We start from the raw sequence: 24889 nt of genomic DNA, 5'->3' as shown, positions 1-24889 counted from the left end.
TCGCAGGTCCGGACATCCGACACCGGTCGGCCACCTGCCATTGACTTCATACGGCGAACGAGCTCGCGCACCCGCGTGTTCGCCACCGGCACCGCCCTTGCACGTCAGTCGTGCTGTTCGCGTGCCAAGCACAGGAAGAAACCTGCACACCACATGACTGCTGTCCTCGAAAACCCGGCCACCTCCACCGATGCTGCTGCGTCGGCGCCTGGTGTGTCGTTCGAATCCCTCGGTGTCCCAACCGAACTCGTCAAGGTTCTCGCCTCTCAGGGCAAGACCGACGCCTTCCCGATCCAGAAGGACACCCTCCCCGACACCCTCGACGGCAAGGACGTCCTGGGCCGCGGCAAGACCGGCTCGGGCAAGACCCTCGCCTTCTCCATCCCGCTCGTCGCCGGCCTGGCCGAGATGCAGGTCAAGCGCTACGTGGGGGCACCCACGGGGCTGATCCTGGCGCCGACCCGCGAACTCGCGACCCAGATCGCCGCGGTCGTCGAGCCGCTCGCCGCCTCCGTGGGACTCACCGTCACCACCGTGTTCGGCGGCGTCAAGCAGACCCGCCAGGAGCAGGCGTTCCGGCGCGGTGTCGACATCGTCGTCGCGTGCCCCGGACGTCTCGAGGACCTGATGCGTCAGGGCATCGTCCGGCTCGACGAGGTCGAGATCACCGTGATCGACGAGGCCGACCACATGGCCGACCTCGGCTTCCTGCCGGTCGTGACCAAGATCCTCGCCGCGACCCCCGCCGACGGTCAGCGGATGCTGTTCTCGGCGACGTTGGACAACGGCGTCGACAAACTGGCCAAGCGGTTCCTCGACAACCCGGTGCTCCACTCGGTGGATTCGGCGGAGTCGCCGGTGGCCGCGATGACCCACCACGTCTTCGAGGTCTCCTCGGCAGACAAGCAGGATCTCGTCGCCGAGCTCGCCTCCGGCACCGGTCGACGCATACTGTTCATGCGCACCAAGCACCAGGCCAAGAAGCTCGCCAAGAAGCTGACCGAGGCCGGGATCCCGGCCGTCGACCTGCACGGGAATCTCAGCCAGGCGCAGCGCGACCGCAACCTGGCCGCATTCGGCGAGGGTGACGTCCGCGTCCTCGTCGCCACCGACGTCGCCGCCCGTGGCGTGCACGTCGACGGCATCGAACTCGTCGTGCATGTCGATCCGCCGGCCGAGCACAAGGCGTACCTGCACCGCTCGGGCCGTACCGCCCGCGCCGGTTCGGCCGGCGACGTTGTGACCGTCTGCCTGCACGAGCAGCGTCGCGAGGTCGCACAACTACTGCGCAAGGCCAAGATCAAGGTGACACCCATCGCTGTCGACGCATCGTCGGCAGCCGTCGACGAGCTGGTCGGCGAGCGCGCCGACCGCGTGTCCGCTGCGGCACGCGCAGCCGCCGAAGCCGCTCGTGGCGGTGGTGCACAGGGCGGCCGGTCCCAGGGAGGTCGTTCCCAGGGCGGTCGTTCGCAGGGGAGTCGACGCGGCGGTCGTGGTCGAGGCCAGGGCGGCAACGGCGGCGCTCGTGGCGAGAGCCGGAGCGCCGGAACCGGCGGCGGCCGGAACGCCACCGGCGGTGACTCGCGCGGTACTCGCGGCGAGGGCCGCGGCCGTCCGGCTCGGAGCGACTCGCGCGCGGGCGGTTCGCGCTCGTCGGACGCGCGCACCGGAGGCCAGGGACGCGGCGCCGGGCAGTCGCGCGGCGCCGGGCAGTCGCGCGGCGGCGACCAGCAGCGGGCGGGCGCCCGCGGGCAGGGACGCCGGGCGAGCCGTCCGGCGGGTTCGCCGACCGGTCGCTGACCGGGGCTCACCCGCGAAAGACAACTGAAGAACGATGTCGAGCCTCGAGGGGCCGGTGACCACGGTTGCCGCCCTTCGAGGCTCGTCGCTTTCGCTCCTCGCACCTCAGGGGGCAGGGGCGCTCGACGTTATTGCGCGCCCGGAGTATCTGAGGCCTGGCGGCGCCGTTGTGAACTACGAAAGAACACCCGTGAGCGTCCAGATTCATGCTCCCTGAGGTGCGAGCGAAGCGAGCCACGAAGGGCGAGGTGCAACGCTCGCCAGCCCTTCGTGGCTCGTCGCAATCGCTCCTCACACCTCAGGGAGCAAGGGTTATGTGCTTCTTTCGGAACAGGGAGCGGGGGGTGGTCGCGCGCTTTGTAGCGGGCGCGATCAGGCAGGCAGGAACCGCTGGGCGAGTCGCGGTGCGAGCCACGGCCGGGCACCCCAGGCGATGCCCTTCCCGGTGAGTCCGACCCACCCCGGGGACAGGCGACCGTAACCGGCGAGGAGAGCGGTCGCGGGGTCCACGCTGATGTGGACGTCGGCCCGGCGTGGCTCCGGTGGATCGATCTGCAGCTCGCCGTCGGTGAACTCGTAGACGTGCCGTTCGCCGCACCCGCGGAGCCGGATGTCGTAGGTGCCGGAGTGCCCGGCGGCGTGCAGCGGATCGACCCAACTGGGCAGGATGTGTTGGCGTGCCCGGATGATCATCAGCACCACGTCCGGTTCGACCCACCAGCGGGCCCCAACAGCGCGTGCGATGTCGCGGGCGTGCACCACGAACTCGCCGATCAGCAGGCCGAGAGCGGCGTCGGCCCGGATGACGCGGTCGCCGTCGAAGTGCATCTTCGGGACCTGCGCGTGGAAATGCGACACCTCGTCGACGAGTTCGCGGAGGTCGTCGGTCAATCGTCGGCAGAGCACTGTCACGTCGCGCGTCGGCAGGTTGGCGATCTGCTTGGCATTGAAGTCGGGTACGTCGACCGCCGAACAGCACCACTCACCTTCGCCGCGCGCGAGTTCGAGAAAGCGCGACGGCGCCATCGCGACATGGCCGACACAATCGGTCAACGTCCAGGCGGGGGTGTCGGGGAGCCGGGTGTCGGGGTCGCCGACGCCGAGCACGAGATCGGTGAACCGATCCGCAGTCGTGAGCGCGGCGTCGATGTAGTCAAACCTCGAGAACATCCCCGTCGCGCGTGGTTCCTCCCCCCACATGGGGCACGAGATTACCCCGGCCCGTTGCGACGTGCGACACATTCCGTGCCGACACGTCGAACCTGTGGACAGATGTGCAAGGTGCGCAACATTATTCACAAACGCGCACGATGATTCTCAGTCACGCGACACCGCCGGGGCGGCTTCGCCGAGCCGTACGCAGACGACGCCGAGCACGATGAGCAGGCCGCCGGCGAGTTGAATCGGTGCCGGCAGTTCGTCGAGCACGAGCCAGGCGAAGACCACCGCGAACAGCACCTCGGACAACGCCACGAACGACATCACCCGGGCCCCGAGCAGCCGGCCGCCCGCGATGCCGAAGCCGTAGGCCATGGCGGCCGAGACCACACCCAGCAGCACGAGCGGGATCCACCAGGCCACCTCGAGCGCACCGACCTCGACCGGGTCCGTGGTCATGGTCATCGGCAGGATCCCGGTCAGCCCCGCGACGACGAGGGCCAGTGCGCCGATGAGCAGGCCACCCGCGGCCAGGCTCAGGGGCGGCCAGCCCGTGCGGTCGTCGGCGGAGATCACGAAGTAGGCGGCGGCCCCGACCATCGCGGCGAGCGCCCACAGCACCCCGATCGCGCTGATCGGGACGTCGCCGGTCAGGTCGAGGACGAGCGCGAGTCCCCCGATCGCGAGTGCCGCGCCGAGCACGGTGACGCGACCCGGACGCTGACCGTGGCGCAACCACATCCACACCAGCACGGCGACCGGGGCGGTGTATTCGATGAGCAGCGCGACGCCGACCTGCAGGTAGGTCACGGCATAGAAGTAGGCCAGCTGACAGCCGGCCACCGCGAGGAGTCCGTAGGCGACGAGCACCGTCCAGGACCGTCGGCCCGGCTGCTCGGGCAGCGGCTGCCGACGGTCGCGAAAGGCGAGGAAGCCGGGAATGGCCAGGACCAGACCGCCTAGTGCGATGCGGACGGTGACGGTCGCACCGGCCGTCCATCCCGCCTCGATCATGGCCCGGGCCAGCACCCCCGAGATGCCGAAACAGGCCGACGAGATCAGCGCGAGTGTGAGACCCAGCGCGGGTCGCGAGAGCGGGGCAGTGCGGTCCGCGGTCCTCACGGATTCTTGGCGGCGACGATGGCCGAGCGAACGGCCTCCCGGCATTCCGTGCCCGCCGGCTCACCTGTTCCGAGGTAGAAGCTGCCCGGGCGCCCTTCATGACCGGCGAACCCGGTCACCGAGAATCCGTCCGACTCCGGGACATACGGGGTCGACGACATCGACGCGACGGCGAGCGGACACGACAGCGCCGACACCCCACGTTCGGCCCCGGACACCACGACGATCAGGTGGGTCGGATGCAGCACGATGAGCGTCTGGTGCTCGGAATCGGGGTCGACGGGGTTGCTGCGTCGTCCGAAGAGCTTGCCGAAGAACGTGGTCGACGGCGGGTTGATGCTCCGGGTGATCCACGCCGGCAGGTCGTCGGTGACGGTGAGCTGTGTCGAGTCGGCATGGTCGCGCAGCGTGGCGGCGACGTCGGCGGGCAGATCGGACAGATCGGCGCGCACGGTGGTGCGCTGGTACACGGGGAGCCCCATGGCTGAAATCTAGCGCAGCAGTCCGTCAATCGAGGCCGGCGACGGACGACGCGACGCCGAGGCGTCGGCCGAGCAACCGACGGCGACGCGGCGCCGAGGCCTCGGTCGCGTTCGACTCGAGGTCGTCGAGCAACGAGGCGACGGTCTGCGCCGAGTCGGTCTTGTTGGTGCCGATGAAGCCCGACGGACCGCGCTTGATCCAGCCGGTCACATACATCCCGGGTACGGGCACGGTCCCGTCGAGCACGCGGCCGTCGAGGTGCGGGACGATCCCGGCCGCGTCGTCGAACGGGAGACCCGGGACCGCGACACCGCGGTAACCGACCGAGGTGAGGACGAGCCCGGTCTCGAGCCCCACCGTCTCGCCGGTGGGTTCGATGCCGACCGCGGCTCCGGAGTCGTCGGTGACCGGGCGGTTGCGGCCCGCGGTCAACGTGCTCGCGCGGCCGTCCGCACCGGCGGTCACCTCCATCGGAGAGGCGAAGAACGCCAATCGGATTCGACGGCCCTCGGGTTCGGGGCGGGCGGCGCACTCGGCCAGGAGATCGAGCTTGGCACGAGTCGTGGTGTCCAGGTCGGCGGGTGCGGGCAGCGCTTCGAGGTCGGCGGCGTCGACGGTGACCGGGACCCCCGAGTCGACCAGTCCGATGAGTTCGGGCAGGGTGAAGGCCGCGTGCGCGGGTCCGCGACGGCCCATCACCACCACCTCGCGGACCGACGAGGACCGCAGCTTCGCCAGTGCCGGACGGGAGATGTCGGTGGCGGCGAGGGTGCCCGGGTCGGCGACGAGGATGCGTGCGACGTCGAGGGCGACGTTGCCGTTGCCCACGACCACGACGCGCTCGGTGTCGAGATCGACGTCGAGGTCGGCGAAGTCGGGATGGCCGTTGTACCAACCCACGAAGGATGTCGCGCTGGACACTCCGGGGAGATCGAAACCCGGCAGCGCGAGTTGCCGATCGGTCGGTGCCCCGCCCGCCCAGATCACGCCCTGGTGACGGGCGCGCAGGTCGGCCAGGGTGAGGTCCCGCCCGACCTCGGTGTTCAGCAGGATCTCCAGTCGGGGGTTGCGCGCGATGTCGTCGAACAGCTCCATCACCTTGCGGGTGTGCAGGTGATCGGGCGCGACGCCGAACCGTGCCAGCCCGAACGGCCGGTCGAGACGTTCGTACATGGCGACCGAGACCTGTGGCTGCCGCAGCAGCTCGTCGGCCGCGTACATCGCCGACGGGCCCGAACCCACGATGCCGATCGAGATCGAGGTGTCGACGGCCAGCTGCCGCGGACGATCGATGGGCGCGAGGGGCAGCCGACGGGCCGGGTCGACGGGGAAGCGCGCGGCTCCGTCGGCCGGATCGTGGTACTGGGTCGCGTTGACCTCGACGAACCGTTCCTGCCCAGCCGGCATGCGATGTCCCGGAACGATGGCGCCGACCGGGCACGCACTGACACATGCGCCGCAGTCGACGCAGGTCGCGGGATCGATGTACAGCATCTCGGCGATGCCGAAATCGGGCTCTTCAGGCGTGGGGTGGATGCAGTTGACGGGACATGCGTACACGCACGACGCGTCGCCGCAGCACGCCTGGGTGACGACGTGGGGCATGGTCTCGGGTTCTACCTGCGTTCGGGGTTCGGGTTCAGGCCGCGGTGTAGGTGGGCTCGCTGCGGAACCGCGACGGGCGGCCGCTGATGCCGAGCGCGCGCCACAGCAGGCGCGAGACCGGGTTCATCAGTCCGCTCTGCTCGCCGAGCATGCGGACGTCACCGAAGACGTTGCGCAGGAACCGCTTCGACTCCGGCGACCGCCAGAAGATGTCCTTCATGACCGCGTCGGGCACGTCGAACCGCTTGGCGAAGCTTCGCGGCGGCACCACGATGGCGCCACAGAGGATGCGCATGGTCAGCGGGAGCATCAGCGACAACAGGAAACGCTGGACGCGTCCGCGCTGCGGCACCTGCTCGCGGATCAGGTGATGGGCGAACGAGATGTGCCGTGCCTCCTCGGCGACATGGAGCTGCATGACTGCGGCCATCGTCGGGTGCAGGCTGGCGCGGGTGCGCAGGAAGTCCTTCTGGATGTGGTCGATCGGTTCCTCGCCACCGAGCACACCGAAGAAGAAGACGGTGGGGAAGATCGTCGAGACCAGCGGAACGAGAGGGGAGATGAGCCGGTAGCCGAGTTTGGCCCCGGGGACGTCCATGCCGGTCCGGTTGACGAACTCCTGGAACATCAGGGTGTGGTTGCACTCCTCCTTGGATTCGTGCGTGGTGTAGCGGAACTCGCGCGCACCGTTGGGGAGTTTGAAGCTGTACTGCATCAGTCCGCGGATCAGGACCGACTCGAACTGCAGGCCGACCTTCGCGACATTGGCCTGGCGCCACATGCCGATCTCGATCTGCTTCTCCTGCGGAAGCTGCTGGTACCACGGATGGCGGCCGATCGGATCGACCTCGTAGGACAGGATCCACCGGGGATCGTTCTCGACGATCGCCATGTCCGGCGCGTCCCAGTCGATGTCGACGTAGGGATCGAAGTTGCGGTGGACGGACGCGGCGGACAGGTCGTCGAGGACCTGGGCGAAGTCGTGGTCGCCGCCGGTCTTGTCGTGCTGCGGCACGTAGCGGGCGGGCGCCTCGTGCTCCTGGTCGGTCCGGGTCAGTGCTTTCGTCATCGTCGCATCCCTTCGGCGTGGGCGGCTCGGTCGGTGAAACAGACCACAGCGGATGACTCGAACGTATTTCGACGGGCCGCTATTTGTCAACACTCGATGTCACGTTCGATACCGGCACAATGCACCGGTGCGTTCACCGGCAGGCCTGCCCGACTCCGTGCAGTTCAGGGGCTGACCTGGTGCGACGGGTGTAATTCGTTCGGGTTATATAACCCCGTCGCGAGCATCGCCGCGGGTTAGAGTTACCGCACCATCCGTGCCCGCGTCTGCTCACCTGGAGGAGCGATGTCCCGTCGTGTTCCGCACGCGTCCCGGCGTTCTAGGGACGCGACGCATGCCGCCCGCGTCGGTCGACGCGGCCTGCCGGCGGTACCACGCACCCGGGTCCGGTCGTGACCCAGCCGCCGCACGGTCCGACGCGTGTCGTCCCCGACCCCGGCGGGCCCCTGCCGGGCGCGCCGGGTCCGCGGCCACCGGGGCCCGCCCCGCGTCGCCCGGGACCCCCACCGCCCGTTCCGCCTCGTCCCGGACCGATGCCCGGCCAGGCGCCCCCCGCGCCGCGGCCGGGCCCTGGGCCTGTTCCGGCGGCGCCCGGGCGAGGCGCTCCCGGGCCCGCAGGTGCAGTCGGTGATCTGACACCGGGGCTGGTCGACACCGACATCTGGACCGATGCGATGGTCGAGGCCGCGGGCATCCCGATCGTCGACGTCCCGTTCGTCACGGTCGGCTCGGGCATCGGGTCATTCGTGACCGTCGACTATCTGCGCATCTGCGGGGTGCCGCTGGACCGGATCGCGGTGCTCGGCCCCCAGGACGTGCCCTGGCACAGCTACGAGTACCTGACCCGGGTGTCGCAGATCCCGCGCACGGAGCGCCTGCGTTCGGATTCGGCGTCGACCCCGGACAACATCTGGGGTTTCCCGTCGTACGCGGTGCGGGAGGCCTGGGCGGACAAGAAGCTCAAGCCGCTGTGGAATGTGCTGGTGGAGCCCGTCTTCGCGAACTTCTACACGCCGAGGGCCGGGCAGGCGTTCGAGTCGATGCAGAAGGAATGCGAACGGATCGGCTACCTGAAGTGCCTGCACCGTGGTCAGGTCCGGATGATCCGACGCCGCGCCGCCGGTGGCTACTTCACGATTCTCACACCGCCGCAGGGGACTTCGCCCACCAAGCGGGTGGCCTTCCGCAGCCAGTGGGTCCATGTCGCGATCGGATACCCGGGCATCAAGCTCCTGCCCGATCTCCAGGCGTTCCGCGAGACCTACCGCGACGCCAGCAAGGTCGTCAACGCCTACGAGTCGCACGAGCACATCTACCAGTCGCTGCAACGCAAACCCGGCACCGTGGTGATCCGCGGTGCGGGGATCGTCGCGTCGCGGGTCCTGCAGCGGCTCATCGACGATCGCGACGCGTACGGGCTCCAGACGCAGATCGTGCACCTCTTCCGCACGTACTACGACAAACCCCACGGCCCGCACATCTTCATGCGGCGCAAGGGCAAAGACGGTTGGGCCTACCAGGGCTTCAACTATCCGAAGTCGGTCTGGGGCGGGCAGCTCAAGGCCCGCATGCGCAAGCTCGAGGGGCACGAGCGGGCGGAGGCGTACAAGCAGATGGGCGGGACCAACACTCCGGTCCGCGACGACTGGCAGGAGCAGTTGGCCCGCGGGCGGCGCGAGGGCTGGTACCGCGTCGCCGTCGGCAAGGCGGAGAGTCTGTTGCCGGCTGCGGGCGGGCAGGGGGTGGTGACCACCGTGCGGGTCGACCCGCACGCACCGATCCGGCAGGACCACCGGCCCGACGGCACCTTCGAGATCTACGCCGACTACGTGATCGACTGCACCGGACTCGAAGCCGACGTCCGCGAGCACCGCCTGCTGCGTGATCTGCTGGACCACACCGGCGCCGGCATCAACCCGGTCGGTCGCATGGACGTCGAACGCGACTTCGAGCTGAAGGGGACACGCAGCGGGAACGGCAAGCTGTACGCCTCGGGCAGCGCGACGCTCGGCGGTTACTTTCCCGGCGTCGACACCTTCCTCGGTCTGCAGATCGCCGCCCTCGAGATCGTCGACGACCTTGCCCGCCAGGGGTTCTGTCGACGACTGACGCCCTGGCGATCGACCGCCCAGTGGTGGCGCTGGATGAACAACAAGGGAGTCGACTGACATGTTGCCCACCCTGTGGGGGCGAATCCAGACCCGCGTGCTGGTGCTCGGCATCCTCGGCGGCCTGTGGACCATCGTGCTCGTCCCGTTCCTGTGGCTCATCTCCTCGGGGGACCCGTCGATCCTCGACGTCTACCGGGTCGCCTTCACCGTGCTCGTCACCGTCATCGTCCTCGGGGTGCTCTGGGAATTCCTGTACCACTTCCTGCAGCAGTTCCGTTGGGAAAAGGACTGGCCGACGCTCTTCGGGCTCCTCACGGCGATCAACGAGGGCATCCTGGTGTGGATCGTGATCGATGGCACCGGACTGATCCCGGAGCCGCTGCAACCGTCGCCCGTCGTGTTCACCGTCCAGTTCGTCACCACCTGGTTGCTGGTGTGGGTGGCGGTCAACGGTCCACTACGCGCCGTCTTCCCCCACTGGCGATTCCAGGGAGGACGGTTCCTGTGACCGGTCCGGGCGACATCCCGAGCGTCACGCCGACGGTGACGCTGATCCCCGGTGCGGGGATCGTGATCCGCACCCCGGCGTTCCTGTGCCTGACGAACGACGCGGTGCCCGCGTCCTTCCTCACCGATCTGCTCGACATCGAATCAGCGGTGGTCGTGCCGGATTCGGCACCGCGGCGGGGCCGGCACCTGGTACGGGCGCTGGCTCAGCTGGTGGCCACCGCCGACGACCCTGTCGACATCGCCTTCGCGGCTCCCGACAATGCCGGCATCGCGATCTTCCTCTCGGGTCGGGTGTACGGGGAGACCGACGGCAAGCGGATCGAGCCGCCCGCGGGCGACTCCTATGACCGCGCCGTGCCGTGGCCGTTCGAGGGTCTCGGGCTCTACCTCGCCGGCACGATGCCCGCGGAGGTCGGTGACGAGCGCTTCGACCTGGTCCAGGGCACGGTGCCTGCCGCAGGCGCGCTGCTTCACACCCCATTGGGGTTGCGCGGCACCGAATTCCACTCCCTGGCCGAGCGCCCGCCGCAGCCGCGGCCGGAGCCGGCGGCGGCGCGGCCGGAACCGGCCGTCGAACCGTCCCGACCCGACCCGGACGCGGGTCCACCGACCGAGGCCCTGGACGGTCTCGACAAGCCGGCACCCGGGGCGCCGGAACCCCCGGCGCCCGAGCCCATCCGGAAGCGGTCACCCTTCGACGACTTGCCGCCGGAGCCGGACCCGATGGGCACGACCGAGCGGATGGCGCCCGGCGCCGATGGTGGTGCCGACCTGCCGGCGCCCGATCCGTTGCCGTTCACCTCGACTCCGCTTGGCGGTCCGTTCGGGTCGGAACCGTTGTCTCCGAACGCTTCCCACCCACTCGAGCGGCCGCCGCGGGACGCCACCCCGCCGAGCGGCCGGCCCCGCGTCGAGCCGGCTCCCGCGCCGAATCCGTTCGCCGAACCGCTCGAACCGCGCGCGCCGCTGCCCAAGGAGGAGCATCAGAAACCCGCGACCGAGGTCGTCAAGATCGAGGCGTCGCGGGCCATGGTGCACGGCATCCGTTGTTCACGAGGCCATCTGAACCATCCGCAGTCGTGGCTGTGCGGGGTCTGCGGAATCCGGATGGACCAGTTGACGACATTCCTCGTCGAGGGGGAGCGGCCGCCGCTGGGCTGGTTGCTGCTCGACAACGGGTTCACCTTCCTCCTCGACGAGGACCTGGTGATCGGCCGGGAACCGGGCTCGGCCGGCGGTGGACCGGCGGGTTCACCGAAACCGATTCGCGTGCAGGACGAGACAGGTCAGCTCTCGCGCCGCCATGTGGAGATCCGGCTGGTGGAGTGGACGGTGCAGCTGGTCGACCTCGGGTCGGCGAACGGCACCTTCGTCGCCGATCCGAGCAGCGGCARCCGGGAGACCCGGCTGCTCCCGCATCGTGCCCACGTGCTGGTGCCGGGGTCGCATGTCCGGATCGGCGGGCGCCACTTCATCTTCGAGTCACACCACGCCCGTATCTGAGAACGGACCCGAGGTCATGGACAAACACACGGTCGCCTTCCTGCTGCTCGACGTCGCGATCGTCATCGCCGCCGCCCGGGTGGGTGGGATGATCGCGCGTGCCTGCCGTCAGCCGGCCGTGGTGGGCGAGATCGCCGCCGGGATCGCGTTGGGTCCCAGCCTGCTCGGGCTCCTGCCCGGCAATCCCGACCAGTGGCTCTTCCCGGACGACGTCCGGCCGCTGCTGGGAGCACTGGCCCAGATCGGCCTCGTGCTGTTCATGTTCATCGTCGGCCTCGAACTGGACATGCGGCTGACCAAAGGGCGTGAACGCGCGGCGGCCAGCATCTCGGCATTCTCGATCGCGCTGCCGTTCGCCCTCGGCGCAGCCCTCGGCCTGCTGCTCTATCCCTCGCACAACATGGTCGGGGGAATGGAGATCGAGCGGCTGGGGATGGTGCTGTTCATGGGTGTCGCGATGTCCATCACCGCCTTCCCGGTGCTGGCGCGGATCCTCACCGACCGCGGGATGATGAGAACGATTCCCGGGGTGTTCAGCCTGGCCGCCGCCGCCATCGACGACATCCTCGCGTGGACACTGCTGGCGTTCATCATTGCCATCATCCAGGGCGGCAGTCCCCTCGAGGTCGCCAAGATCGTCGGACTCACGCTCGTCTACGCCGCGGTGATGTTCGGTGTCGTCCGTCCACTGCTGGCGAAGCTGATCGCTTGGCGCGACAGCGCCGGCCGGCTCACGCCGGACATCCTGGCGGTCATCCTGATCGGACTCTTCCTCTCGGCGACGGCCACCGACGTCATCGGCATCCATCAGATCTTCGGCGCCTTCGTGTTCGGCGCGGTGATGCCGAAGGTGGGAGCCGAAAAGCTGCACCGGGAGATCCTCGAACGGCTCGAGCAGGCGAGCGTGCTGCTCCTGCTGCCGATGTTCTTCGTCGTCACCGGCCTCAACGTCGACCTCACCCAGATCGGCGTCGCGGGCATGGGGCAGCTGCTGCTGGTCCTGCTCGTCGCGATCGCGGGCAAGTTCCTCGGCGCTTATGCGGGCGCGCGGGCGAGCGCCATCCCCACCAGACAGAGCGCGGCCATCGCGGTGCTCATGAACACGCGGGGACTCACCGAGCTGGTGATCCTGGCCGCGGGGCGCGAACTCGGTGTGCTGAGTGACGAACTGTTCGCGATGCTCGTGGTGATGGCGCTCGTGACCACGATCCTGACCGAACCCCTGCTGCGCGTGGTGTATCCGGACAAGGTGGTGGCCAATGACATCGCCGCCGCCGAACGTCGCGCCCTGGCCACCGCCACTGCCCCGCGGGTTCTGGTGCTGATGCGTGATCCCGTCGGCACGACCGCCGACCTGCGGGCGCGGCATCGGCGAATGCTGGACTGCACCACGGGATTCGACGTCGTCCTGGCCGGGTTGCTCACCGCCCCGGACCGGTCCGTGCGTCCGCTCGAGGTCGGGATTCCGGTCGTACCGGACTTCGCGGCGATCGCATCGGCCGTCGAGCGCCTCAACGAGCTGGGCTCGTCGCTGACCGGCGCGGGTGCCGTGTCGGTGCTGTGCCGGTTCAGCGCCGATCCCGCAGCCGACCTCGAGGCCATGTCGGAGAACGCCAATGCCGACCTCGTCCTCGTGGACAGTGGCGACCGGCTTCTGGGGGAGTCGCTGCGATCGGCTCCGGTGGCCGTCGTCGACGAGACCGCCGATGACACTGTGGCACCGAGTCGTAGCACCATCACCTGTATCGCCGCGGACGATCGCAGCGGGCGGRCCGCTGCGTTGATGGCCGCGGGTCTGGCGCTCTTCGGGTCGCGGTCGCTGACCGTCGTCGCATCCGGCTCTCGGCGTCGGTGGCTGGCCGACCTCAACGCTGTTGCCGAACAGGGGGTTTCGGTGTCGGTGCAGGATCCCCGCCGACACCGCGACAACGCCGTGTCGTTCACCGTCGCCGGATCGGACGAAGGCGATTCGGCCGTACCCGTTCCGGTCACCGTCGTCGACAACACCGAGACGAGCGAGGAATCGCTGGGCGACCGCGTCGCGATGCTCTACCCGTCTCCGGCCGCACCATCCGCACCCACGAGGGCGGCCGACGATCCGTCCGGTCCGAACATCGGCTCATCATCGGAGAGGCACTGACATGCCAGAAGTCGAGATCCCGCAGCAGCTGGCGGATTTCACGGTGCTCGAGAAGCTCGGCATGGGGGGCAACGGCACGTTCTATCTCGCCGTACCCCCCGCGCGACTGGGCCTGGCCACCGACCGCGTCGTGGTGAAGGTCTTCGGCGGCGTCTGCAGCGACGACGCCTACCGCCGCGGGGTACGCGAATTGCGGGCGTTCGCCGCGGTCGTGTCGCCCTACCTCGCCGGGCTCTACGACGCCGTGCTGCAGGGCCAGTTCATGTATGCGATGGAGTATTTCCCGCTCGGCTCGCTGAGTAGTCCGGCGCGCGAGCTCAGTCGAGACGAGAAGCTGGCGGCGATCGCCGACGCGGCGCGCGGCGTGGACGCCTTGCACGAGGCCGGTATCGCGCACGCCAACATCACGCCGTCGAGCATCATGGTCACCGAGACCGGCGGCAAGATCTCCGATCTCGGTCTGGCCCGGGTGCTGGCGGCCGACGAGCCCATCACGAGCTTCGCCCAGCCCGGGGCGGTGCAGTACATGGACCCCGCGCTGCTGGCCGGCGATGTGCCGTCGCGGGCGACCGACATCTGGTCGCTCGGGGCGTGTCTGCACCGTGCCCTCACCGGCGACGGGGTGTACGGGGAGGTGCCGGACACCCAGCCGCTGCTGGCGATCCGGGCGGCGCTGTCGACGCCGCCGGCGCTCTCGGAGAACCTGGACCGCGACGAGCGCACCCTCATCGCCAACTGTCTCGCCCTCGCCGGCTCCCGTCCGTCGACCGCGATGGAGGTCGCCGGCCGGATCGACGGGCTGCGCGGACGCTGACGACAGGCGGCACGGGCCGCCTCATCGGGGTCAGCCGAGCGGCGCCGTGCGCCACCAGTCGTCGAGGATCTCGCGGCCGGTGTGTCCGGGCCACGTCGTCACCAGGGTGTACTGCGCATGCGGTGGCCCGCTGAAATTGGTGACGACCCAACCGTCGACGACGCTGTCCCGGCTCGCCGACGCCGGACCGTCGCGCCAGCTGATCTCATCCCCGGGGTAGCCCTTGAGGCGGGTGGTGACGGCAGCGCGTGATGGTGACGTCGGCGTGTGCCACACCACGAATCCGACGTTCGCGGCGTCGGTGCACGAGATCCCGTCGATGCCGTCTCCGACGACGGGCTCACAGTCGGCATCTCCCCATCCCGACGCCTCGGGCGTCTCCGGCAGGAGTTGCGGGAAGGCGGCAGCGATAGGAGCGACGCCCGCCGGCCACGGCGGCGGTGTGGTGCGGGCGCCGAGCAGCATCACCGTTCCGACGACGACCGCGACGATCGCCGTGGCGACGAAGAACGGCGCGATCAGCCGTCGTCGACGCATCGACGGGGAGGCCGTCGGCGGGGGCGCCAACGGTCGGGGTGTCGACGGCCGGTTCACCGGCCCGGCCCCCCGCGGCCGGTCGGTGACGACCTCGGTCGGCCGATCCGGGTGACCGGCGGGCTGGAACACGCGCGGGACGCCGGCGGCCGGCCCCGCGTCCACGACCTCCGTCGTGTCGGAATCGGTTGCGGCGAACTCATACTCGGATTCAGGGTGGCTGGCGGGGATGACCTCGGTCGGCGGTTCGCCGTCGGAGTGGGTGAGGTGCAGGGCGAGCTCGGCCGCTCGGACGAATTCCGCGCAGGTGCGGTATCGGTGTTCTGAATCGGCGTCGAGCGCCCGTGCCAGCACGGCGTAGAACGCCGGCGACACTGCACCCGACACCCGGTGCCGAGCGACCGAGCTTGTGCCGGTCACATTCGGCCCGCTCGCTTCGCTCCCGGCGCCGGTGAGCATTTCGACGAGGGTACGTCCCAACGAGGCGACATCGGCTGCCGGGTGCGGCATCTCGTCGCCCGCCGTCGGCGCGGTCAGGCCGAAACCGGTGAGCGTGACGGCGCCGGGCACCGACGCCCCGGCGACGGTCGGGTCTGCGGAGCCGGTGAGCAGGATGTCGGCGGGGGAGACGTTGCCGTGGACCAGGCGCCGGCGATGGGCCGCGTCGAGCGCCTCGCCGACGACGGTGACGATGCGCACCGCCAGATCGATGTCGATGCCGTCGGGGTGGCGCCGGATCAGCAGGGCGGCGTCGGAGGTGGGCACGGGGGCCACCGCCACCCAGACGCGGCCGTCGACGATGCCGTGTCCGGTGATGCGCGCGATCCCGGGATGCGCCATCGCGGAGGCCTTTTCGATCGCTTCCCGGAACCAATTGCCGAACGCGGGGGTGATCGAGGCGGCCCGGTCCACGACGGTGAGCAGCACGCGCTCGGCGGGCGCCCCCGGATATGGGGCCGTCGCCAGGTAGTCGGCGCCGGCGACGCGTCTGCGCAGGAGGCGCTCGATGCGGTGACGCCCGACGAGAGCGCCCGGAGGAAGTGGTTCGTCGTGGGTCGGACCGACGGACACGGCGCCTCCCTCACCTCACGTGGAAGACCCGACTCTACCGGTCAGGGGGCGTCCACCGGGGCGAACAGGCGCCGGGCGACCCCGCCCGGGTCATTCGAAGAGGACCGGCGCGGAGTTGAACAGCATGACGATGAAGAAGAACAACAGGAACCACGCCGCCCCCTGCCACACCTGCCAGCGACCGTTGCGTTTCCAGACCCGGTACGTGCGGTACAGCATGGTGCTCGCGCCCAGGAGAACCACGACGGGAGAGGCGACGACCAACACGGTCTGCAGGGGATCCGACGACGCATGCGCGAAGAACAGCAGGCCGAGTCCGAGTGCGACGGTGATCCCGATGTGGATCATGATTGCGCGAAAGTCGTTGGTGCCGTTCTGCGGAAGGGGTGACGTCATGGTGTCCGCCAGGTTACACGGCGCCCGAATCGTGGAGAAAGCGACGGTGGTCGGGACCTCGTACTCATTGCCGCGGCAACGGCGCCGGGGCAGGATGGGGGCCGGGGCCGATACCGGGCCGCCCGGGGCGAGCCCGGGCCGACCCGCGGCCGAACCGAAGACCCCGCCAGGGGCCGTCGCGATCAGAGGAGATGAGCCACAACATGAATGCGATACTCGTCGGCGTGGACGGGTCGGACGCGGCCACGGGCGCGGTGCGCTGGGCGGCGCGGGCGGCCGCTGCCGAAGGTCTCGACCTCAAGGTCGTCGGTGCGTACGACGCCAGCACGAGTGACTACGCCCCCGGCCTGATCATCCCGCAGGATGTCGTCGACGCCATCCGCCAGGACGCCTCCGACGCGGTCCATGCGGCCGCCGACGCCGCGAAAGAAGCGGCACCCGGCGTGACGGTCGCCACCTCGATCGTCGACGGCGACGCCGCGCGCGTGCTGCTCGAGCTGGGCAAGGACGCCGCGATGATCGTCGTCGGCACGCGCCGTCTCGGCAGCGTCAAGGGCCTGTTCCTGGGTTCGGTGAGCACCAGTGTCGCCGCTCACGCACACGGCCGGGTCACGGTCGTCGCCGCCGGGGGCAACCCCGACGGACCGGTGGTCGTGGGGGTCGACGGTTCACCTGTCAGCGATGCCGCGGTCGCCGAGGCGTTCCGGCAGGCCTCGCTGCGCAACGTGCCGCTCCGCGCGGTACACACCTGGACCCCGCTCGACGCGGACGCGCTCCACGGGTACGGCATCGGCGCCGACGAGGTGGCGCGGATGACCCAGGACGCGGTCGAGGTGCTCGCCGAGCGCCTCGCCGGATACGCCCAGGACTACCCGGACGTGACGATCGAACGGTCCGTCCTGCCCGAGGAGCCGGCGAAGGCGCTGCTCGACGAGGCGGGCGCGGACGCATCGCTGCTCGTGGTCGGCAGTCGCGGCCGGGGTGGCTTCCGCGGACTCCTGCTGGGCTCGACCAGCCAGAAGGTGATGCACCACGCCGACTGCCCGGTGATGGTCGTCCGCACCTGACCCCACGGTGAGCGCTGCCCGTCGTCCCCGGTCGCGCACCGGGGACGACGCCGTCGGTGGCGCTTACCATCGACCCATGACGCTGAAGAAGCTGGAGCTCTCGGTCGGCGAGCTGGCCCAGCGAGCCGGGATCGCCCCGTCGGCGGTCCGCTTCTACGAGGACCAGGGCCTGATCTTCAGCCGGCGCACCTCCGGGAACCAGCGCCGCTACCACCGGGCGATGCTGCGGCGCGTCGCATTCATCCGCGCGTCGCAGGTCGCCGGGATTCCGCTGTCGGTCATCGGCGAGGTGCTCGCCGAACTGGGCGACCACGAGTCGCCCCCGAAATCGATGTGGGAAGCGGCGTCGAAACGCTGGATGGACGACATCAACCAGCGCATCGCACTGCTCGAGAACATGCGGGACATGATCGGGTCCTGCGTGGGTTGCGGTTGCCTGTCGCTGGGGGAGTGCCATCTCCTCAACCCCGGCGACGAACTGAACAAACTCGGCCCGGGGCCGCGGCGACTCCTCACCGAGCAGTAGCCGTCTCCGCCAGTTGCGATGTCGGGGAGCAGAACAGGCGGCGGTACTGTTGGCCCATGGCTCGACCGTCGCGCGTGGCGCTGGCTCTGGGAAGTGGCGGCGCCCGCGGTTACGCGCACATCGGGGTGATCGCCGAACTCGAGGCGCGGGGGTTCGAGATCGTCACCGTCGCCGGCTCGTCGATGGGTGCTCTCGTCGGCGGGTTGTATTGCGCGGGGAAACTCGACGACTACGTGGACTGGATCTCGGGTCTGTCCCAGCTCGACGTCGTCCGGTTGCTCGACGTCTCGCTGACCAAGCCGGGCGTCATCGGGGCCGAGCGGATCCTGCTGCGGGTGCGGGAGATCCTCGGAGACACCGCGATCGAGGACCTGCCCGTCCCGTTCACCGCGGTCGCCACCGATCTGAACGCCGGCCGCGCGGTCTGGTTCCAGCGCGGTGTCCTCGCCGACGCCCTGCGTGCGTCGATCGCGATCCCGGGCGTCATCAGCCCGCACGAGCACGGTGGGCGGCTGCTGGCCGACGGCGGGATTCTCGACCCGCTGCCGGTGGCGCCCACCTCGACGGTGCCCAGCGATGTGACCATCGGCGTCATCATCGGTTCCGACGGTGGCCCGGAAGCGGGCGCCACGCGCGAACAGAAGGCCAGGGGACTGCTGCGGCGCAACGTGGCGCCGATCCTCGACAACGAGTTCATCCGCGCGGTCCGTGACCGGCTCGGCCACGAGATGCCCTCGGGGGAGGCCGAGGCGTCCGATGCGGCGGTGGCCGCCACCGGTGGCGGCGCCGTCGCGGTCGATGCCGCGGCCGAGTCCGGCTCCGTCCCGTCCGCCGAACAGGTGGCGCCCGCCTTCGGCGTCGACGAACCGGCCCGGATGGGACGCGTGGAGGTGCTGAGCCGGTCGCTCGACATCATGCAGGAGGCCCTGACCCGCTACCAGGTAGCCGGCTATCCGCCCGACGTGCTGATCCGGGTACCCCGCCGGACGGTCCGCACGCTCGACTTCCACAAGGCCTCGGAGATGATCGAGCTCGGCCGGACCCTCACCGCGCGGGCCCTCGACGACCTCCCCGAGCTGCCATGAGGCAGATCCCCCGCGGCATCTGGGTGCTGCTGTCGGCGAACGTCGTCATCGCACTCGGATACGGGTTCATCGCGCCCGCGCTGCCGACCTTCGCCCGCACCTTCAACGTCTCGTTCACCGCCGCGACCGCGGTCATCTCGGCGTTCGCGGTGATGCGCCTGGCGTTCGCGCCCGCAACGGGACGGTTGGTCACCGTCTTCGGCGAGCGGCGCATCTACCTGACCGGTCTGCTGATCGTCGCGGCCAGCACTCTGGCGTGCGCGTTCGCCCAGTCCTACTGGCAGCTGCTGATCTTCCGCGGTCTCGGCGGCATCGGGTCGACGATGTTCAGCATCTCGGCGATGGCCTTGCTGATCCGTATGGCGCCGAGCGACATTCGCGGTCGCGTGTCGGGCTTCTTCTCGGCGGGGTTCCTCATCGGCAGCATCACCGGTCCGCTCATCGGGGCGGCGCTGGTCGGCTTCGGACTCCGGGTCCCGTTCGTGGTGTACGCGGTCGCGCTGCTCGTCGCGTCGACGGTGGTGGCGACCCAGTTGCGGGAGGTGATCGCACCGGATCAGGCCGACGGCCCGACGGGCGGGCTGATCGGTTTCCGGACCGCCCTGCGCGACAGCGCCTACCGGGCGATCCTCGCGTCCAACTTCACCCAGGGCTGGGCGTCGATGGGGGTCCGGGTCGCGGTGGTGCCGCTGTTCATCACCGAGAGTCTCGGTGCCGGAGCGGGAATGGCGGGAATCGTGCTGGCGATCTACGCCGCGGGCAACGTGCTGGCGATCCTGATCGCGGGCCGTCTGTCGGACCGGTTCGGACGGCGGCCCATCATGCTGCCCGGACTCGTCATCACCGTCGTCGCCACCATCGCGCTCGGGTTCTCGCCGAACGTGGGCGTCGCACTGGCGTTGTCGGTGGTCGCCGGGGTGGGCTCGGGACTGTTCGCACCCACCCATCAAGCCGCTCTCGCCGATGTCCTCGGCAACCGTCAGCAAGGCGGTTCGGCGTTGGCGGCCTATGGCATGTCGTCGGACCTCGGTGCCGTCACCGGTCCGGTCATCGTGGGATTCGTCGCCGATCGGGTCGGTTTCGGGCCGGCGTTCGTGCTGACCGGGGTGGTGGCCGCGGTGGCACTGGTCCTCTGGATCTTCGCGCGGGAGACCGCGCCGGTGATCGTGGGCGACGGCCCGACGATGACGCCGACCGACACGAAGGCCCGCGCAGACGATGAGTGATGTGCGCGGGCGGACGACGAATTACGGTTGAGCGATGACCGCGCCCGCCTACGACTACGCCCTCGGCGCCGACTCGGAGGTCGGCACCCTGCGAGCGGTCATGCTGCACCGCCCGGGCGACGAGTTGCGTCGGCTCACCCCGCGCAACAGCGACCAGCTCCTGTTCGACGGGCTGCCGTGGGTCGGGCGTGCGCAGGAGGAGCACGACGCCTTCGCAGAGGTGCTGCGCGAGCGGGGAACCGACGTCTATCTCCTCGGTGACCTGCTCGCCGAGACCATCGCGCACAGCGGTGCGGCCCGCATCCAGGGCATCGCCGCGGCGGTGAGCGCGCGGCGGCTGGGCACACACCTCGCGGAAGATCTCGCTACCCATCTGCGGGGGTTGTCGCCGACCGACCTCGCGTACGTACTGACGGCCGGCATGACGTTCGACGAGCTGCCGATCACACCCTCTGCCGAGCGGTCCTCGCTCGTGCGTCGGATGCACCACGGACCCGAGTTCGCGATCGAACCGCTGCCGAATCTGCTGTTCACCCGCGACAGTTCGTTCTGGATCGGCGGCCGGTTCGCGATCACCTCGCTCGCGCTTCCCGCCCGCGCGCGGGAGACGTCACTGACCGATCTCATCTACGCCCACCACCCGCGATTCACCGGGGCGCGGCGGGCCTACGAATCGCAGGTCGCGCCCATCGAAGGCGGTGACGTGCTGTTGCTCGCCGCCGGAGTGGTGGCCGTCGGGGTCGGCGAACGGACGACGCCCGCCGGGGCGGAAGCACTGGCGCGCAGTCTGTTCGACGACCACCTGGCGCACACCGTGCTGGCGGTGCCGATCGAGCAGTCGCGCGCCTTCATGCACCTCGACACCGTCTGCACGATGGTCGACACCGACGCCGTGGTGATGTATCCCAACATCCGCGACACCATGTCCGCGTTCACCCTCGTCCACGACGCTGCGACCGACGCGGTCCGGATCACCGGGGAGCGGCCCTTCGTCGACGCCGCCGCCGAGGCGATGGGCATCACCAAACTGCGTGTCATCGACACCGGGCTCGACCCGGTGACGGCCGAGCGGGAGCAGTGGGACGACGGCAACAACACCCTCGCCCTCGCGCCCGGGGTGGTGGTGTCCTACAACCGGAACGTCGAGACCAACCGGCGACTCCGGGACTCGGGCATCGAGGTCATCGAGATCGAGGGTCGGGAACTGGGATCGGGCCGCGGTGGGCCGCGGTGCATGTCGTGTCCGTTGGCCCGTGATCCCCGGTGAGGGGGAGTATCCGGTGACCCCCGACACCCCGGCGGCGCTCGACGCACTGCAGATCGACCCGGCCTCCGACCGGCCGCCCTTCGAGCAAGTACGAGTCGGCATCATCGAGCTCATCGAGTCCGGCGAGCTGCTCAGCGGCGAGCGTCTGCCGACGGTCCGGGCGCTCGCCTCGCGGCTCGGCGTGGCCGCCAACACCGTCGCGCGGAGCTATCGGGAACTCGAGGCGGCCGGCGTCATCGAGACCCGCGGGCGGCAGGGCTCGTTCATCAAGGCGGGTCGCCACGATGCGCTCGACGCGGGTTTCGCGGCTGCCAAGCAGTACGTCGAAACCGCTCGCGAGCTCGGCCTGGACGATCCCGTGATCGTTGAGATACTCAACCGTGCGCTCGGACGAACTTGAATACCTGAACCGAGATTGATTGGCTTGACGAATGACAAGTGAACAGGATGTGATCAMCGGGCGTCCGAAGCAGACACTGGACCCGGTGGTCTTCACGGTCACCGCGGTACTGGTCATCGCGTTCGTGATCTGGGGGATCGGGGACAAGGAGAGTCTCAACACGACGACCACCGAGGTGCTGGGTTGGATCACCAAGAACCTCGGCTGGCTGTTCATCCTCTCCGCCACCGGCTTCGTGATCTTCGCGGTGTTCCTCGCCGTGTCCAAGTACGGCCGGATTCCGCTCGGCCGGACCGGGGAGAAGCCGCAGTTCCGCACCGTGAGCTGGATCGCGATGATGTTCAGTGCCGGCATGGGCATCGGCCTCATGTTCTTCGGTGCCTACGAGCCGCTCTACCACTTCGCCAGTCCGCCACCGGAGATCGGCTCCGACGACATCCGCGCGGCCATGGCGACGACGATGTTCCACTGGGGCTTCCACCCGTGGGCCATGTACGCGGTCGTCGGGCTGGCGCTGGCCTACAGCACGTACCGGCTGGGCCGGACCCAGTTGATGAGTGCGGTGTACACCCGGCTCCTCGGACCGCGGGTGGCCAACGGCCCGGGCGGGAAGATCATCGACATCCTCGCGATCTTCGCGACGCTGTTCGGGACGGTGGCATCACTCGGCCTAGGCGCGCTGCAGATCGGATCGGGACTCGACACCCTCGGTTGGGTCAACGAGCCGACGAAGATGCTGCTGGTCGCGATCATCGCCATCCTCACCGCCGCGTTCGTCGCGTCGGCCGTGTCGGGGATCGCGCGCGGCATCCAGTGGCTGTCCAACATCAACATGGTGCTCGCAATCGTGCTGGCACTGTTCGTGTTCGTCGTCGGACCGACGATCTTCATCCTGAACCTGCTGCCGACGACCCTCGGCGCCTACTTCACCGATCTGACGAGCTTCGCAGCCCGCTCGGACGCCACGATCATGACCGAGGAGGGTCATCAGTGGCTGGCGGACTGGACGATCTTCTACTGGGCGTGGTGGGTGTCCTGGACCCCGTTCGTGGGTCTGTTCCTCGCGAAGATCAGCCGCGGCCGCACCATCCGCGAGTTCGTGATCGGTGTGATGGTGGTACCCACGACGGTCTCGCTGGTCTGGTTCTGCGTCTTCGGCGGTACCGCGATCCATCAGGACATCGAGGGCACCCTGGCGTTCGATCCGGCCACCGCGGCCAGTGAGAGCACGCTGTTCGACGTGCTCGCCCACCTGCCGTGGACCGGGGTGGCCTCGGCGCTGGTGATGATCCTGGTCGGCATCTTCTTCGTCTCCGGCGCCGACTCCGCGTCCCTCGTGATGGGCACTCTCTCGCAGCGCGGCGTCGAACACCCGTCGCGTCCCCTCACCGTGTTCTGGGGCGTGCTGACCGGTGTCGTGGCTGCGCTGCTGCTGGCCATCAGCGGCGACGACGCCCTCGACGGCATCAAGACGATGGCGATCATCGCCGCGTTGCCGTTCGTCGTGGTGATGATCGGCATGTGTCTGTCGCTCTATCTCGACCTCCGACACGATCCGCTGATCGTCTCCCGCCACGTGCTGACCGCTCAGGTCGACGAGCATGTACGGGAACAGGCCAACGCCATCGCGACCGGCGAGCTCGAGGCGATCGATGCCGACGCGATACGACACCTCGAGAAGATCGACCCCGACTACGTCGACCAGGCGAACGGATCGGCGCCCGCCGAGCCGACGGTCGACCCGGCGCCGGACGACGAGCCTCGGGACAAGGGCACTCACGGCACCGACCGGTTGACCGGACCGGCGGTGTGACAACCCCCACCGGGGTCGGCAACCGATCCCGGTGGGTGAGCCCGTCGTCGGGTCGGTGGGTCCTCAGCCCTGTCCGACCGCCCCGGCGAGCGCTGTGCCGAAGGTCTTCGCGGTCGCCCGGTCGAGCCGGGAGGTGGTGACGCGCAGACCATTTCGCTGCTCGGCGCCGTCGACGGCGAAGACCGTCCCGGGTTGCACGGCCCACCCCAGGCGCGCCAGTTCGACGCCGACCCGCTCCGCGGGCACCTCGGGCGGGAGATCGACCCACACGTTGATCCCGTCGGGCGGTCCCATGGTCGACGCCACTCCCCGGGCATCGAGCACGTCGATGAGAAGTCGTGTGCGACGGGCGTATTCGAGGCGTGCGGTGGCGATGAGCGCGGTCGTCGCCGGATCGGTGAGCAGATGCGCCGCGGTGGTCTGCAGCAGGTGGCTGACCCAGGGGCGGCCGGAACGCAGCCGGGCGTCGAGCGCGGCGGCCGTGGTCGGGTCGGCATCGACGAGCGCGACCCGCAGATCCGGACCCAGGAATTTCGCGACGGACCGGACGACCGCCCAGTGTCGGCTGTTGTCCGGGATCACCCGCTGATAGTCGCGAACCGACAGGAGTGAGAAGTGGTCGTCTTCGATGACGAGCACCTCGGGGTATCGCTCGAGAACCGTGCGTAGTTCATCGGCACGAGCCGCGGAGAGGGCGATCCCGCCGGGGTTGTGACCACGGCAGGTGACGATGACCGCTCTTGCGCCCGCTCCGAGCGCCCGCGCCAGATGATCGGGGCGCATGCCGTGCTCGTCGAGCTCCATGGGGAGCGCGCGGTACCCGTTGACGCGGATCGTGCCGACGCTGGCGAGGAAGCACGGATTCTCCACTGCGACGCAATCGCCGCGGACGAGGTGGGTGTTCAGCAGCCGCTCCATCGCGTCGACGGCTCCGTGGGTCGCGATGAGTTCCCCCCGTTGCGGGTGCTCACCGAACAGCACCGACGCCGCCTCCCGCAGTGCAGGCGCCACCGCGGCGGTTCCATACATCGTCGGTCGATAGGGGGCCGCGGCGATCGCGGCACGCAGGTCGGGGAGGAGATCGGGATCGGGATTGCCATCGGCGAGGTCGATGGTGTCCGCGGGAGCGGCGAGTTCACTGCCGGGGTGGAGCCGGTCGGCGACCACCGTTCCGCCCCGGCCGCGGGTG

Annotated in this window: 21 protein-coding genes; 13 read left to right on the top strand and 8 right to left on the bottom strand. The window is 69.5% G+C overall.

The features are described from left to right. Positions 1 to 153 precede the first annotated feature (153 nt). On the top strand, positions 154 to 1800 hold the full coding sequence (locus A9310_RS08430; RefSeq protein ID WP_065630242.1) for a DEAD/DEAH box helicase: 1647 nt from the start codon (positions 154 to 156) through the stop codon (positions 1798 to 1800). 372 nt (positions 1801 to 2172) lie between these two features. Here A9310_RS08430 and A9310_RS08425 read toward each other — a convergent pair whose 3' ends face one another. From A9310_RS08425 to A9310_RS08405, 5 genes are all read right to left on the bottom strand, one after another. Next, positions 2173 to 3000: a maleylpyruvate isomerase N-terminal domain-containing protein gene (locus A9310_RS08425; protein ID WP_065630189.1), complete on the bottom strand. Its 828-nt coding sequence runs from the start codon at positions 2998 to 3000 to the stop codon at positions 2173 to 2175. Positions 3001 to 3117: 117 nt separating this feature from the next. Further along, positions 3118 to 4080: a DMT family transporter gene (locus A9310_RS08420; protein WP_139104562.1), complete on the bottom strand. Its 963-nt coding sequence runs from the start codon at positions 4078 to 4080 to the stop codon at positions 3118 to 3120. Beyond that, positions 4077 to 4562, bottom strand: coding sequence for a hypothetical protein (locus tag A9310_RS08415; protein ID WP_065630187.1), 486 nt, complete (start codon positions 4560 to 4562; stop codon positions 4077 to 4079). Before A9310_RS08415 ends, A9310_RS08420 begins: the two co-directional genes overlap by 4 nt. A gap of 25 nt (positions 4563 to 4587) precedes the next feature. After that, positions 4588 to 6168 carry a 4Fe-4S binding protein gene (locus tag A9310_RS08410; RefSeq protein WP_065630186.1) on the bottom strand — a complete coding sequence of 527 codons (1581 nt, stop codon included), beginning with the start codon at positions 6166 to 6168 and terminating at the stop codon, positions 4588 to 4590. Between the two features lie 34 nt (positions 6169 to 6202). Further along, positions 6203 to 7237 carry a diiron oxygenase gene (locus A9310_RS08405; RefSeq protein ID WP_065630185.1) on the bottom strand — a complete coding sequence of 345 codons (1035 nt, stop codon included), beginning with the start codon at positions 7235 to 7237 and terminating at the stop codon, positions 6203 to 6205. Positions 7238 to 7911: 674 nt separating this feature from the next. On the opposite strand from A9310_RS08405, the gene A9310_RS08400 reads away from it, so the two are divergent. Genes A9310_RS08400 through A9310_RS08380 form a run of 5 tightly spaced genes read left to right on the top strand, consistent with a single transcriptional unit; the run spans position 7912 to position 14315 of the window. Then, positions 7912 to 9405, top strand: a complete 1494-nt coding sequence (locus tag A9310_RS08400; RefSeq protein ID WP_231742359.1) for a hypothetical protein — start codon at positions 7912 to 7914, stop codon at positions 9403 to 9405. 1 nt (position 9406) lies between these two features. Continuing rightward, positions 9407 to 9856: a hypothetical protein gene (locus tag A9310_RS08395; RefSeq protein ID WP_065630183.1), complete on the top strand. Its 450-nt coding sequence runs from the start codon at positions 9407 to 9409 to the stop codon at positions 9854 to 9856. Beyond that, positions 9853 to 11361 (top strand): FHA domain-containing protein, encoded by a 1509-nt coding sequence (locus A9310_RS08390; RefSeq protein WP_065630182.1) that lies wholly within the window; start codon positions 9853 to 9855, stop codon positions 11359 to 11361. Before A9310_RS08395 ends, A9310_RS08390 begins: the two co-directional genes overlap by 4 nt. A gap of 16 nt (positions 11362 to 11377) precedes the next feature. Continuing rightward, the gene (locus tag A9310_RS08385) at positions 11378 to 13501 is read left to right on the top strand and encodes a cation:proton antiporter (RefSeq protein ID WP_065630181.1); all 2124 of its coding nucleotides are present in this window, start codon (positions 11378 to 11380) and stop codon (positions 13499 to 13501) included. Between the two features lies 1 nt (position 13502). Continuing rightward, positions 13503 to 14315, top strand: a complete 813-nt coding sequence (locus tag A9310_RS08380; protein ID WP_065630180.1) for a protein kinase — start codon at positions 13503 to 13505, stop codon at positions 14313 to 14315. A 30-nt stretch (positions 14316 to 14345) separates the two neighbouring features. Here the strand turns inward: A9310_RS08380 and A9310_RS08375 are convergent, their stop codons facing one another. After that, positions 14346 to 15920 carry a serine/threonine protein kinase gene (locus A9310_RS08375; RefSeq protein ID WP_065630179.1) on the bottom strand — a complete coding sequence of 525 codons (1575 nt, stop codon included), beginning with the start codon at positions 15918 to 15920 and terminating at the stop codon, positions 14346 to 14348. 90 nt (positions 15921 to 16010) lie between these two features. Beyond that, complete coding sequence (locus tag A9310_RS08370) at positions 16011 to 16316, bottom strand: hypothetical protein (RefSeq protein WP_058251465.1); 306 nt, start codon at positions 16314 to 16316, stop codon at positions 16011 to 16013. A 203-nt stretch (positions 16317 to 16519) separates the two neighbouring features. Here A9310_RS08370 and A9310_RS08365 point away from each other — a divergent pair, with 203 nt between their 5' ends. The 7 genes from A9310_RS08365 (at position 16520) to A9310_RS08335 (ending at position 23700) form a co-directional block, all read left to right on the top strand. Continuing rightward, positions 16520 to 17383: a universal stress protein gene (locus A9310_RS08365; RefSeq protein WP_065630241.1), complete on the top strand. Its 864-nt coding sequence runs from the start codon at positions 16520 to 16522 to the stop codon at positions 17381 to 17383. A 76-nt stretch (positions 17384 to 17459) separates the two neighbouring features. Further along, the gene (soxR, locus tag A9310_RS08360; RefSeq protein ID WP_065630178.1) at positions 17460 to 17909 is read left to right on the top strand and encodes a redox-sensitive transcriptional activator SoxR; all 450 of its coding nucleotides are present in this window, start codon (positions 17460 to 17462) and stop codon (positions 17907 to 17909) included. Positions 17910 to 17965: 56 nt separating this feature from the next. Beyond that, positions 17966 to 18994, top strand: coding sequence for a patatin-like phospholipase family protein (locus tag A9310_RS08355; protein ID WP_065630177.1), 1029 nt, complete (start codon positions 17966 to 17968; stop codon positions 18992 to 18994). Then, positions 18991 to 20220, top strand: coding sequence for an MFS transporter (locus A9310_RS08350; RefSeq protein ID WP_058251462.1), 1230 nt, complete (start codon positions 18991 to 18993; stop codon positions 20218 to 20220). Before A9310_RS08355 ends, A9310_RS08350 begins: the two co-directional genes overlap by 4 nt. Positions 20221 to 20254: 34 nt before the next feature. Next, a complete protein-coding gene (locus A9310_RS08345) occupies positions 20255 to 21487 on the top strand; it encodes an arginine deiminase (protein WP_065630176.1) in 1233 nt (410 codons plus the stop codon). 13 nt (positions 21488 to 21500) lie between these two features. Beyond that, the gene (locus A9310_RS08340) at positions 21501 to 21887 is read left to right on the top strand and encodes a GntR family transcriptional regulator (protein WP_065630240.1); all 387 of its coding nucleotides are present in this window, start codon (positions 21501 to 21503) and stop codon (positions 21885 to 21887) included. A gap of 31 nt (positions 21888 to 21918) precedes the next feature. Continuing rightward, on the top strand, positions 21919 to 23700 hold the full coding sequence (locus A9310_RS08335) for a BCCT family transporter (protein WP_175401101.1): 1782 nt from the start codon (positions 21919 to 21921) through the stop codon (positions 23698 to 23700). Between the two features lie 63 nt (positions 23701 to 23763). Here the strand turns inward: A9310_RS08335 and A9310_RS08330 are convergent. Further along, a partial coding sequence (locus A9310_RS08330; RefSeq protein WP_065630174.1) for an aminotransferase class I/II-fold pyridoxal phosphate-dependent enzyme occupies positions 23764 to 24889 on the bottom strand: 1126 nt, incomplete at its 5' end.

The sequence above is a fragment of the Gordonia sp. UCD-TK1 genome (assembly GCF_001691435.1).
Taxonomy (GTDB): Bacteria; Actinomycetota; Actinomycetes; order Mycobacteriales; family Mycobacteriaceae; genus Gordonia; species Gordonia hongkongensis.
Note: the sequence above shows the minus strand (reverse complement) of the source record. Positions and strands in the feature narration are given on the sequence as shown.

What these genes read in the sequence shown, in the direction of transcription:
- A9310_RS08430 (WP_065630242.1), top strand. Translation starts at nt 154, where the DNA reads ATGACTGCTGTCCTCGAAAACCCGGCCACCTCCACCGATGCTGCTGCG.
- A9310_RS08425 (WP_065630189.1), bottom strand. Translation starts at nt 3,000, where the DNA reads ATGTGGGGGGAGGAACCACGCGCGACGGGGATGTTCTCGAGGTTTGAC.
- A9310_RS08415 (WP_065630187.1), bottom strand. Translation starts at nt 4,562, where the DNA reads ATGGGGCTCCCCGTGTACCAGCGCACCACCGTGCGCGCCGATCTGTCC.
- A9310_RS08410 (WP_065630186.1), bottom strand. Translation starts at nt 6,168, where the DNA reads ATGCCCCACGTCGTCACCCAGGCGTGCTGCGGCGACGCGTCGTGCGTG.
- A9310_RS08405 (WP_065630185.1), bottom strand. Translation starts at nt 7,237, where the DNA reads ATGACGAAAGCACTGACCCGGACCGACCAGGAGCACGAGGCGCCCGCC.
- A9310_RS08400 (WP_231742359.1), top strand. Translation starts at nt 7,912, where the DNA reads ATGGTCGAGGCCGCGGGCATCCCGATCGTCGACGTCCCGTTCGTCACG.
- A9310_RS08395 (WP_065630183.1), top strand. Translation starts at nt 9,407, where the DNA reads ATGTTGCCCACCCTGTGGGGGCGAATCCAGACCCGCGTGCTGGTGCTC.
- A9310_RS08380 (WP_065630180.1), top strand. Translation starts at nt 13,503, where the DNA reads ATGCCAGAAGTCGAGATCCCGCAGCAGCTGGCGGATTTCACGGTGCTC.
- A9310_RS08370 (WP_058251465.1), bottom strand. Translation starts at nt 16,316, where the DNA reads ATGACGTCACCCCTTCCGCAGAACGGCACCAACGACTTTCGCGCAATC.
- A9310_RS08365 (WP_065630241.1), top strand. Translation starts at nt 16,520, where the DNA reads ATGAATGCGATACTCGTCGGCGTGGACGGGTCGGACGCGGCCACGGGC.
- soxR (WP_065630178.1), top strand. Translation starts at nt 17,460, where the DNA reads ATGACGCTGAAGAAGCTGGAGCTCTCGGTCGGCGAGCTGGCCCAGCGA.
- A9310_RS08355 (WP_065630177.1), top strand. Translation starts at nt 17,966, where the DNA reads ATGGCTCGACCGTCGCGCGTGGCGCTGGCTCTGGGAAGTGGCGGCGCC.
- A9310_RS08350 (WP_058251462.1), top strand. Translation starts at nt 18,991, where the DNA reads ATGAGGCAGATCCCCCGCGGCATCTGGGTGCTGCTGTCGGCGAACGTC.
- A9310_RS08345 (WP_065630176.1), top strand. Translation starts at nt 20,255, where the DNA reads ATGACCGCGCCCGCCTACGACTACGCCCTCGGCGCCGACTCGGAGGTC.